General features: G+C 64.7%; 10 protein-coding genes. 1 reads left to right on the forward strand and 9 read right to left on the reverse strand.

Features of this window, described 5'->3' with window-relative positions; genetic code table 11:
- Positions 1-47 precede the first annotated feature (47 nt).
- From AC1RRJ_RS12600 to AC1RRJ_RS12635, 8 genes are all read right to left on the reverse strand, one after another.
- Positions 48-2,882: a TonB-dependent receptor gene (locus tag AC1RRJ_RS12600; protein ID WP_493123178.1), complete on the reverse strand. Its 2,835-nt coding sequence runs from the start codon at positions 2,880-2,882 to the stop codon at positions 48-50.
- A gap of 159 nt (positions 2,883-3,041) precedes the next feature.
- The gene (pdeM, locus tag AC1RRJ_RS12605; protein ID WP_493123180.1) at positions 3,042-3,755 is read right to left on the reverse strand and encodes a ligase-associated DNA damage response endonuclease PdeM; all 714 of its coding nucleotides are present in this window, start codon (positions 3,753-3,755) and stop codon (positions 3,042-3,044) included.
- Between the two features lie 42 nt (positions 3,756-3,797).
- Positions 3,798-4,868 (reverse strand): retroviral-like aspartic protease family protein, encoded by a 1,071-nt coding sequence (locus tag AC1RRJ_RS12610; protein ID WP_493123182.1) that lies wholly within the window; start codon positions 4,866-4,868, stop codon positions 3,798-3,800.
- A gap of 59 nt (positions 4,869-4,927) precedes the next feature.
- The gene (locus AC1RRJ_RS12615; RefSeq protein ID WP_493123184.1) at positions 4,928-7,336 is read right to left on the reverse strand and encodes a ligase-associated DNA damage response DEXH box helicase; all 2,409 of its coding nucleotides are present in this window, start codon (positions 7,334-7,336) and stop codon (positions 4,928-4,930) included.
- A gap of 232 nt (positions 7,337-7,568) precedes the next feature.
- Positions 7,569-8,081, reverse strand: a complete 513-nt coding sequence (locus AC1RRJ_RS12620; protein WP_493123186.1) for a hypothetical protein — start codon at positions 8,079-8,081, stop codon at positions 7,569-7,571.
- Between the two features lie 122 nt (positions 8,082-8,203).
- Positions 8,204-8,671, reverse strand: a complete 468-nt coding sequence (locus tag AC1RRJ_RS12625; RefSeq protein WP_493123188.1) for an SRPBCC domain-containing protein — start codon at positions 8,669-8,671, stop codon at positions 8,204-8,206.
- Entirely contained in the window at positions 8,668-8,994 is a 327-nt protein-coding gene (locus AC1RRJ_RS12630) for an ArsR/SmtB family transcription factor (protein ID WP_493123190.1), read from the reverse strand. Before AC1RRJ_RS12630 ends, AC1RRJ_RS12625 begins: the two co-directional genes overlap by 4 nt.
- A complete protein-coding gene (locus AC1RRJ_RS12635; RefSeq protein WP_493123192.1) occupies positions 8,991-9,464 on the reverse strand; it encodes a VOC family protein in 474 nt (157 codons plus the stop codon). Before AC1RRJ_RS12635 ends, AC1RRJ_RS12630 begins: the two co-directional genes overlap by 4 nt.
- Positions 9,465-9,566: 102 nt before the next feature.
- Here AC1RRJ_RS12635 and AC1RRJ_RS12640 point away from each other — a divergent pair, with 102 nt between their 5' ends.
- Positions 9,567-10,496 (forward strand): glutaminase, encoded by a 930-nt coding sequence (locus AC1RRJ_RS12640; RefSeq protein WP_493123194.1) that lies wholly within the window; start codon positions 9,567-9,569, stop codon positions 10,494-10,496.
- Positions 10,497-10,508: 12 nt separating this feature from the next.
- Here the strand turns inward: AC1RRJ_RS12640 and AC1RRJ_RS12645 are convergent, their stop codons facing one another.
- Positions 10,509-10,922 carry a septal ring lytic transglycosylase RlpA family protein gene (locus AC1RRJ_RS12645; RefSeq protein WP_493123196.1) on the reverse strand — a complete coding sequence of 138 codons (414 nt, stop codon included), beginning with the start codon at positions 10,920-10,922 and terminating at the stop codon, positions 10,509-10,511.
- Between the last annotated feature and the right edge of the window lie 61 nt (positions 10,923-10,983).

The raw sequence follows: 10,983 nt of genomic DNA on the forward strand, positions 1-10,983 counted from the left end.
CCGCTCGCCCAAGGGCAAGCGGGCGGCTCCTGTTACCGTCTAACCGATCAGAATTTGCCGCGCAGCGTCACGCCGTACGTCCGCGGTTCGGCGAGGAACTGCGAGAAAATCTGGCGGCCGCCCGGATATTGCGGGTCGGCGAAAGCCGTGGTCGTCGAGGTTGCGCCCTCCTGGAAAGGCGAGTTGAAGGCGACCTGGGCATATTGCTTGTTGAAGATATTCTGCGCCCACAGTTCGATGCCCCATTTTTCGTCGGGGCCGCGAACGCCGAGGCGCGCGTTGAACAGCGCATAGCCGTCCTGCGCCTTTTGCGGGAACAGGTCGGACCCGGTGTTATAATCGCTGGTCATGCGGCCATCGATATAGACAAGGCCGGTCAGGCCGCTGCTGCCGATTTCGGGGGTCCAGGTGACGCTGCCGGTCGCGACCAGTTCGGGCGCGTTCGACAGATTATTGCCCGGCAGCAGGCGCAGCGCCTGATCGAGCGGGGCGCCCGACTTGTTGCCGACCAGATTGCTGCGATATTTGGTCCGGGCGTAGGTCAGGCCCGCCGTCATGCGGAAATCGCGCATCGGAACCAGCGAGGCTTCGAGTTCGAAGCCCTCGGTCCGCACGCCATAGCCGACATCGTCCTTCGCGCAGGCGCCGGTTGTTGCCGCCGCCGCATTGTAGTTCGGTGCCCCGGTGAACTTGCTCTGGTCGCGGTCGCCGCCAGCCAGATCGGCCGAACAGCCGTTGACCGTCTGGACGATGAAGACGCTGCCGTTGAAGGTATTGAGCTGGAAGTTCTTGAAGTCCGACCGGAAGAAGGTCAGCCCGAGGCCGAACGGTCCGGTCGAATATTTCGCACCCAATTCATAGCTGTTCACCAGTTCGGGATCGAACTGGAGGTTGCCGACCAATGCCTGCGCGCCGCCCAATGCGGCGAAGGTGGTGGTGGGCGTGGGCACGCCGCCGATCAGCGCCACCTGAATCGGATTCTTCAGTGCCGAACGGTCGAGGTTGAAACCGCCGGCCTTGTAACCACGCGCGAAACTTGCGTAGACCATCAGGTCGTCGACCGGTTTGTACGACAGGATCGCCGTGCCGGTCCATTCATCCTCGCTCCGCTTGTCCCTGATCGACACGCCATCGAGTTCGGCCGTCGAATTGCCTTGGCAACCAAGGCCGATCAAGCCTGCGGCAACCGCTCTGACGGTGGCGTTGGTGCTGAGCAGATCGTCGGAAAGCCGTCCCTGGATCGTTTGGCAAGCGGTGTTGTCGTTGGTGAAACGCGCGCTGAATTTCTTCCGGTCGTTAGTGTAGCGGACGCCGAAAGTGAAATCGAGCTTGTCGGTGATGTGGAAGATGTTGTGGGTGAACAGCGCCCAGTTGCGATCATTCTGGCGATAGACATCATTGATGCTGCCGCGATTGCTGATTCCGTCGAGTGCGGTCAAGCTGGCCACGACGTCGCCGCCGACTGCCGGGCCGAGCGCTCCGACGATCGCCGCCGGGCCGACGCCGGGGAGTATGCACGACGGATTGTTCGGGGAGTAGAGCGGCGAAAGCGGCCCGACGCCCGTGATAAAGCGGCACGCGGCAAAACGGCCATATTGGTTGCCGAAGCGCAGATTGTCGCGAACGGTCAGCTTTTCATTCGCATAGAAGCCGCCGACCAGCCAGTCGAGCTTGCCGTCAAAGGCCTCGCCCTGCAGCCGCAGTTCCTGCGTAAAGGTATGGAACTGGCGATAGGCATCCTTGCTGTCGGCGCGATAGAGAATATCGACCTTGCCATAGTCGAGGTCGCCCGCCTGGCCCGACCGATATTCGCGGTAACCGGTGATCGAGGTCAGCTTCGCGGCGCCCAGATCCCAGTCGATCTGGCCCGAAAAGCCATAATCCTTGGTCTGGCCGGCAAAGCTGCGTCCCGCGCTGACCGAGATGTCGCGCGCATAGCCCTGCCTGAACGCGCCGATCGGTTGTCCCAGATCGGTGAGGACGCGAATGATATTGTTCGTTGTGCCCGTGGGTGGTGCGTTCGGTGCGCTGGGATTGTTGAGATCGCCGATGGTTGGATTGACGCTGTTGTCGATATAGGTCGCGGCGCAGCATTTTTCGTCGCGGAAGGTGTAGTCCGCGATCAGTCGTACCGACAGCGCATCGCTGGGCTCGAACAAAATCTGCCCGCGCAGGAAATAACGGTCGCGATTGTTGACGTCGGTGTCGTTGGTGGTGTCCTTGTAGAAACCGTTGCGCTTCACCCACACGCCGTCGAGGCGCGCGGCGATGGTGTCGGTGATCGGGCCGGTGACCCCGCCGGCGATGCGCCAATAGTCATAGTTGCCGTAGGTGACTTCGCCGTTGGCGCCGAACTGGAAATCGGGCTTTTTCGAATAGATGCTGATCAGGCCCGCCGACGAGTTGCGGCCGCCGAGCGTGCCCTGCGGGCCGCGCTGCACCTCGACGCGTTCGATTTCGCCGAGTTCGTTGAGGCCGATGCCCGAACGCGAGCGATAGACGCCGTCGATGAAAACCGGGACCGAGCTTTCGAGGCCGGGGTTGTCGCCCACGGTGCCGATGCCGCGAATACGCGCCGAACCATTGGCCTCCGACCCCGTCGAGGAGACGAGCAGCGAGGGGGCGACCTGGTTGAGCTGGCGAATGTCATTGGCGCCGCTGTTCTGCAGCGTTTCGGCGCTCACCGCCGAAATCGCGACCGGAACGTCGGACAAAAGCTGCGAACGGCCCTGCGCGGTGACGACGATTTCCGCGCTGCTGCTGTCGTTGGTGGTGGCGGTGTCCTGGGCAAAGGCCGGCGCCGATACAGCGGCGATGGCGATCGATACGCCCAATGCGCTGGTGCGCATCAGGCGGACGGCAAGACGGGATGATGGATTCATAGCGGGCACTCCTCTCTCGGTCATTTTTATCGTTAGGGGGCGATCATAGCCAAAGCCGAAAGCCAATCCAGCGCAAGCCGCGCATTTGCGCGATTCTTTGGGCGGGTGATGTTTTTGCGCCACAGGCGGGCGAGGGGGAATTGTGCCGCGTTTTGCCGCTCAACCGGACGCTGCGCCATTTTCCGTAGCGTCATATCCTGTCCCGCGCCGGCACGGAAAAGACAGGAACCGCCCCTGCGCGACGAGCATCGCGCAATAATCGTCGCGGAAATTTCGGGCGATCGCCGGGTCGCCGACATCGAGGCCGCCGGTCAGGCTGCCGAACGCGGGCATGATCAGCCGCCGATCGTCGCCCGCGAAACAGGCGCGTGCCACGTTTCGCCCGCGCGTCGCGAGGCGCAATTTGGGGTGGAAGTGGCCCGAAATTTCGGGGCGTTGCTCGTCGGCGCGGCATTCGTGGCGCAGGACCACGCCATCGACGACCAGTTCGTCGGCGACCTCGCCACCCCACGCGCCGCCGCTCAGCCCGTCGTGATTGCCGGCGATCCACAGCAGCTCCGCCGATGCGGCGAGACGGTGCAGCCGGTCGGCGATCGCGGGCGCGATACGGCTGGCAGCGTCCCGGTCGTGAAAGCTGTCGCCGAGGCACCAGATCGCGCGTGCGCCGGTTTCGGCCACCAGCCGCGCCAGCCGGTCGAGCGTGTCGTGGCTGTCATAGGGCGGCAGCGGCTGGCCGAGTGCGGCGTACCAGCTGGCCTTTTCCAGATGCAGGTCCGCGACGATCAGTGCCGCGTGGCGCGGCCAGAACAAGGCGCGGTCGGCCAGCGCGTGAAATGTGTGACCGGCAAAATGCAGCAAAGGGGGGCCCGACATCGCCGCGCTATGCCAAGCTGCACCGCGGCGGGCAAGCGTCGGTCAGCTCGACAGGCGACCGCCCGTCGTCGCGCGCATGAGAGGGGGGCGTCCCGCACTGCTCGGCGGGTCAAAAATCACCCTTTTGTTCGGAAAATCAATCTCGATCCGGTCGAACACTGCCAGCCCGTCCATGCCCAGCAACAGGGCGGGGCGCTCATGAAGGCCAAGCGCCCGAAACGCCTGGGAATCGGCGAAGGAGACGCGCAGGTCGTTGACGTCGATCCCGTTGATCTGGATCGCCTTGATCGCGGTGTGCATCGCCGCGACTTCCTCACCCGAGACCGCGTTCAGAATCGTCGGGATCAGCGGCAGGCGATTCTGGCGCCGCTTGACGACCAGCGCTTGCAGCGCGAGATTGCCGACGCTGGTCTGGGCGCCGGTGTCGACGATCACATCGACGCGCTGACCCCCGATCCGCGCGTCGGACAGGATCAGCCGTCCCGCGCTGTTGCGCGCGCTGACGACGATCGCATCGGGGCTGTGGATGATCGGCCGGGCGCGATAGCGCGTTTCCAGTATCTGCATCGTTTCGTTGCGAAAATCGATCAACACGCGTCGTTTTTCGAGCATGTCGACCCCGATCAGCCCCGGCGCGCCGATGTGGCGCCCGGCAAAGGCGGGGGCGTCGAACGGCAGCAGCCGCAAATTGGTCATCTCGAGCGAGGCGACCTGAAACGAGGGGACGAGCGCCGAGCTTCCAATCGTCGCCAGCCGCAGCTTGGCGCCCTTCGCCAGTCCCAGCCGATTGGCCAGTTCTTCGGCGATGACGGTCCGTTCGGCGCCGGTGTCGACAAGGAAGGAATAAGGGCCCTTTCCTTCGACCATCACCGGCACCGCCATGCGGCGGGTGGCGTCGAGGTCAAAGGGCTGGATGATCGGGATGATTTCTTCGCCGAGATGCCCCGTCGGCGCGGTGCCGGCATCGGGTGCGGTCAGTGGCGGCGCGGCGGAGGGCACCGTAACAGGGGCCGGGCTGGCGCCGATGGCCAGCGGTGCGAGCAGGATGGTGGCCCACCGCAGGCGGATATCGAAAGCGGCCCGCAGGCGGGCGGGGAAAACAGCATGCATCATGATTGGCATCCTCTTTCCCTTGCATATTACACCGCGCGCGGACCGGCGGCAAGCAAGCTTCAATCGGGCCGCATCGCCTGATCCGCCAGCGTATCGGCGAGTTCGCCGAGCAGCGCATCGTCGAGGTCGTGGCCCGCGACGCTCTCGCGGCCGATCAGGATCAGCACGGGGATCGCGAGCGGGCTGATGTGGCCGAGCGGCCGGTGGAGCATTGTTCCCGCGGCGCGGTCGAGCAGATCGCCGAGCCGTGCGACATCGGTCAATCGCTCGCGCGCATCGGCCCATGCCGCCTCGAGCAGCAGATGGTCGGGCTCATATTTGCGCAGCACGTCAAAGATCAGGTCGGTCGAGAAGGTGACTTGTTTGCCGGTCTTGCGCTTGCCCGGATGCTGGCGCTCGATCAGTCCGCCGATCACCGCGACCTCGCGGAAGGCGCGTTTGAGCAGGTGCGATCCTTCGACCCACTCGGTGAACTCCTCCTCGAGGATCGCGGGGTCGAACAGCGTGGCAGGGTCGGCGACCGGGCGCAGCGACCAGATGGCGAGTGCATAGTCGGAGGCGACGAAGCCCAAGGGTTGCAGCCCCGCGCGCTCCATCCGCTTGGTGATCAGCATGCCGAGCGACTGGTGCGCGTTCCAGCCTTCGAAGGGATAGGCGACGAGGAAATGCGCTTCGTCGTGCGGAAAAGTCTCGACGAGCAGCTGGTCGATGCGCGGCAGTACCGAGCGTTCGGCCTGCGCCTCGAGCCAGAAGCGGACATCTTCGGGGAAGCGCCCCCAGCTTGCCGGGTCGGCCAGAAAAGCGCGCACCCGGTCGGCGAGCCGCGTCGTCAGCGCCATGCGCGCGCCCATATAGCTGGGAATGCGCGCGGGTCGCGTCGTCGCGCGCACATAGAGGTCGGAGTCGCGGATCGACTCGACCTCGAGGCTGAGGCCCGCGAAAGCAAAGGTGTCACCCGGCGTCAGCGTGCTCGCGAAATATTCCTCGACGCTGCCGAGGCGGCGGCCGTTCTTGAAACGCACGTCGAAGGTCGGCGCGTCGACGATGATCCCGGCGTTGAGCCGGTGACGCGCCGCCAGTTGGGGGTGCGCGATGCGCCAGCCGCCTTGCCCGTCGGGGGCAAGGCGGCGGAAACGATCATAGCTTTTGAGCGCGTAGCCGCCATCGCGCACGAAACCGAGCAGCCGCGCGAAGAGGTCGGCATCGACCCACTGGTAAGGCGCGGCGCTCCGCACCTCGGCGAGCAGCGCATCTTCCTTGAACGGCGCGGCGCAGGCGAGCCCCATCACATGCTGCGCGAGCACGTCGAGCGCGCCGGGGCGGAAGCGGTCGGCGTCGCGCTCGCCCGCTTCGACCGCATCGAGGGCCGCCTGCGCCTCGAGATATTCGAAGCGGTTGCCCGGAACGATCAGCGCGCGGCTCGGCTCGTCGAGGCGATGGTTGGCGCGGCCGATGCGCTGGAGCAGCCGCGACGATCCCTTGGGCGCCCCCATCTGGATCACGCAATCGACATCACCCCAGTCGAGTCCCAAATCGAGGCTGGAGGTCGCGACGAGCGCGCGCAGCCGCCCTTCCGCCATCGCCGCCTCGGCGCGCTGGCGCGCCTCGCGGTCGAGGCTGCCATGGTGGATTGCGATCGGGAGCCCCGCGTCATTGACCTTCCACAGTTCCTGAAAGATCAATTCGGCGAGCCCGCGGGTGTTGCAAAAGATGATCGTCGTGCGGTTCTTCGCGACCTCGGCCATCACCTGATGCACCGCATAGCGTCCCGAATGGCCCGCCCACGGCACCGCGCCCTCGGGCAGCAGGATGGCGATGTCGGGATCGGCGCCCGCCTCGCCCTCGACCAGCGTCACCGCGTCGGCATCGCCGCCGGGGGCGAGCCAGCTGCGATAGGCGGCGGTGTCGGCGATCGTCGCCGACAGGCCGACACGGCGCAGCCCCGGCGCGATCGTCTGTAACCGCGCGAGCGCGAGGCTCAGCAAGTCGCCGCGCTTGCCTGGCGCAAACGCATGAATCTCGTCGATCACCACCGTCTTGAGGTCGGAGAACATCAGGAAGCTGTCGGGATAGGAGAGCAGCAGCGACAGCGATTCGGGGGTGGTGAGCAGGATGTTTGGCGGCCGGCTGCGCTGGCGCGCCTTTTTGTCCGACGATGTGTCGCCGCTGCGGCTCTCGACGCTGATATCGAGCCCCATGTCGGCAATCGGCGCGCCGAGATTGCGTTCGACGTCGGCCGCGAGGGCTTTCAATGGCGATACATAGAGGGTGTGGAGCCGGTCGGTCGGATGTTCGGTCAGGTCGACGAGCGTCGGCAGAAACCCCGCCAGCGTCTTCCCCGCCCCGGTCGCCGCGACGAGCAGCGCATGCTCACCGCGCTCCGCCGCCGCCAGCATATTGCCCTGATGCCGCCGCACCCGCCACCCGCGCGCGGCGAACCAGTCGGTGAAAAGGGGAGGCAGCGGCATGGGTGCGAGCTTGGGGCGGCGCGGGGCGCGGGGCAAGCCTTTCAGATTTTCGCTGTTACGACGTCATGGGGAGAGGGTGCCCGTCGCGCCAAAAGGCGACGTGCCATTCCTCGTCACCCCGGACTTGATCCGGGGTCCATGACGGCGGGCGCGACGTTTTCGGGTGAGCGAGGCTATGAATCCCGGATCAAGTCCGGGATGACGAACGGCTGGAAACGACCAATCACGGACATTAAGCGCGGCTGTATATCTCCAAATCCGAAGATGTAGCGATGACCAGAGATTTACCGGTCGGAGAAAAACCATAAGCCACCAATGAGGAAGGTAATGGCCTTAGTTTAAACAGCTCGGGTTTGGTCGCAGGAGGGTTCCACAGCATTGTCTGTCCCGGTGGACACAAGAAAAACTCTTCCTCTGGCCATGAAAGCGGATGCAGTTCGATAAGCCATCCGTCCTCGGTGGCGTGGGATAAGCCACCGCCAGAGGTCCCGGCTACACGGATCTGCTGCCCTTCCAACGGGCCTATGCCTTCGGCCTCCAAAGAACCGAAATCAGGGTAATACTCTTCATCATCTCTTGCGACTTTGCCGCCGGTTGCGCAGTCAACAACGCCACGTCCGCTGACCGAGGCAACCAAGAGCAGGTCAGATTTCGACGCAAACCCGATGTACTGAAGGCCCCCTACGGCGACTATTGTCAATTTACGCCAAGGCCCCAAAGCATTGGCAGGCGGGAGCTCGTCCAAATACCGGAATCGATCCCTAAGGTGGTCAGGGACGGCGCCCTTGCCTGTTGGTTTAGCTCTCTTGAACATGACCTCGTTGTAGAGAAGCGCCGTTTGCTTTCCACCCCAAACCCGACATCCTTTCAAAACCCCTCCGCCATCGCCTTCAGCAACCCCCGCCAATGCTCGCCCAGCCGCCGCTGGAATAGCATCAGTTCGAACCCGTGCCGCGCGACGTGGCTTTGCGGGATTGCGTCCCAGCCGCGATGCTCGACGGTCACCCGCGTTTCGGCGCCGACGGCTTCGAAGCGGATATCGACTTCGGTTGCCTGATCTGCGGCGAAGCTCGGCAGCCGCCAGCCGAAGGCCAGTCGTTCGCCGGGCAGCCAGTGATGGACCGGGCCGATTTCCCACTCCTTGCCATCGGCAAACCGCGTGACGAGCCGCCCGTCCGGCCCTTCGGGGTCGAACCGCAGCATTCCGTCGCCCTTGCGTGTCAGCTGGAAGAGCGGATGGCTTTGCCACCATCGCCCGATGTCGCGGGTGAAGGCGGTGAATGCCACTTGCGGTGTGACCGCGACGCGCAGCGCGACGATCACCGCGGCGCTCATTCGCCGGCCTCGACATGCGCCTTGAAACCCGCGAGCTGGTGCGTCCACAGCGCCTCGGTCTCGGCGAGCCAGCGCTTCAGCGCGTCGGTCGCGCCATGTTTGAGGCTATAGATGCGGACGCGCGCGTCGAAGGCCGGGTGCGCGTCCTCGATCAGCCCGCTCTCTTTCAGCGCGCGTAAATGGCGGCTCATCGCCGGGGCGGCGAGTCCGAGCGCCCCCGCGAGCTCGCCCGCGCTGTGCGGGCGCTGCCCCAGCAGTTCGACCGCGCGCCGCCGGTTGGGGTCGGCAAGCGCGGCGAAGATGCGGTCGACCCCCGCGCTCAATCGTCGAGCCGCGTCTTGGTCGTGAAGCCGCCTTCGGCGTCCCATTCTTCGGCGGTCTTTTCCTCGACGGTGACGCCAAAGGTCCAGATATGGCCTTCGATGTCCTTCGCGCGGTAGCTGCGGTCGCCGTAAAATTGCGTCTCGGGCTCTGCGATGATTTCGGCCCCCGCGGTACGCGCGGTTTCGCAATGGGCGTCGATATCGTCGCCGACGTTGAGCTGGACATGCACCGACTGCGTATTCTTGCCGCCGATTGATTTGGGGCTCTTGTGGTCGTCCGACCATTCATTGCCGACCATCACCACCGAATCGCCAAAACCCATTTCGCTGTGTGCCAGATTGCCGTCGGCATCGAGCAGCACGAACAGCGGCTCGAACCCGAACGCCTGTTCGAGCCAGCGGAACGCTGCCTTGCTGTCCCGATAACTGATGGCGCTCGATAAGCCTTTGCCTCGCGGATGATCGACCATGATCTTCTCTCCCGATTCGCTGCAGATTATTTCGTGTATATAGAATATTTTCGCAAAAATGAAAATAAATGCGTTTGACCACGAAGTTGCTAAGCTTCCACCATGACCGATGATCTGCGCAATCACATCGACGAAGCGATGAAACTGGCCGCCGAGCAACTCGGCAAAGGGCGCGTCGCCGACTATATTCCGGCGCTGGCCGAGGTCGATCCGAACAAACTCGGCTTCGCTCTCGCGCTGCCCGATGGCACCGTCCACACATCGGGCGACGCCGATGAGGCCTTTTCGATCCAGTCGGTGTCGAAGGTCTTCACGCTGGCGATGGCGCTGCGGCGGGTCGGAAGCTCGCTATGGGACAGCGTCGGGCGCGAACCGTCGGGGTCGGCGTTCAACTCGATCGTCCAGCTCGAAAGCGAGCACGGCATTCCGCGCAATCCGCTGATCAACGCGGGTGCGATCGCGACCACCGACCGGTTGATCGACGGGCGAAGCGGCGATGCGGTGGCCGGGGAGGTCGTCGATTTCATGCGCGGGCGCGCGGGTGACGACCGCGTTGCGATCGACCTTGAGGTCGCCATGTCCGAATCCGAAACCGGCGCGCGCAACCGCAGCCTTGCGCATTTCATGGATGCGTTCGGTAATTTGAAGCATCCGGTCGAGACGGTGGTCGGCGTCTATTTCCGCCAATGCGCGATTGCGATGTCGTGCCGCCAGCTGGCGAAGGCCGGGCTGTTCCTTGCGATGGACGGGCGCGATCCGCTGACCGGCGAGCAGCTCGTCGAACCGCATCGCGCGCGGCGGATCAACGCGATCATGATGCTGTGCGGCCACTATGATAACAGCGGTGAATTCGCCTTTCGGGTCGGCCTGCCGGGCAAGAGCGGGGTCGGCGGCGGCATTTTGTGTATCGCGCCGGGGCAGGGATCGATCGCGGTGTGGTCGCCGGGGCTCAATGAAGCGGGGACCTCGCTCGCGGGCGCGGTCGCGCTCGAACATTTCGCCTATGCGGCGGGCTGGTCGGTATTTGACTGACCGGCGGGCGGCTCAGTCGTTGTCGAGCAGCGCCAGTTTCACGCGCGCGGTGCCGCTGCGGTGCATGCCGATTTCGCGGGCTGCGGCGTGGCTGACGTCGATCACCCGCCCGCGCGAAAAGGGGCCGCGGTCGTTGATGCGGACGATCACGCTGTCGCCGTTGGAGGTGTTGGTGACGCGCACGAGGCTGCCGAACGGAAGCGTGCGATGCGCCGCAGTGAGTTCGCCGGGGTTGAAACGCTCGCCGCTCGCGGTGCGGTTGCCGGCGAGTTCATCGCCATAATAGCTAGCAAGGCCACCACCGATAGCGGTTTCTTCGTCGACCTGGGCGGCGGCGTCGGCACTATCATTGGTGACTTCGGCATCCTGCGCCGCGGCCGAGACCGTGAGCAGAAGCGGCATCAGCATCGCTGAAAATACCCGCATGGCAACATCCCCTTTCGGTGGACGCGCCAAAAGCAGCGGCGGCCTGTTAACACAAGCCGCC

This window comes from Sphingopyxis sp. GW821-FHT12C06, from assembly GCF_058807415.1.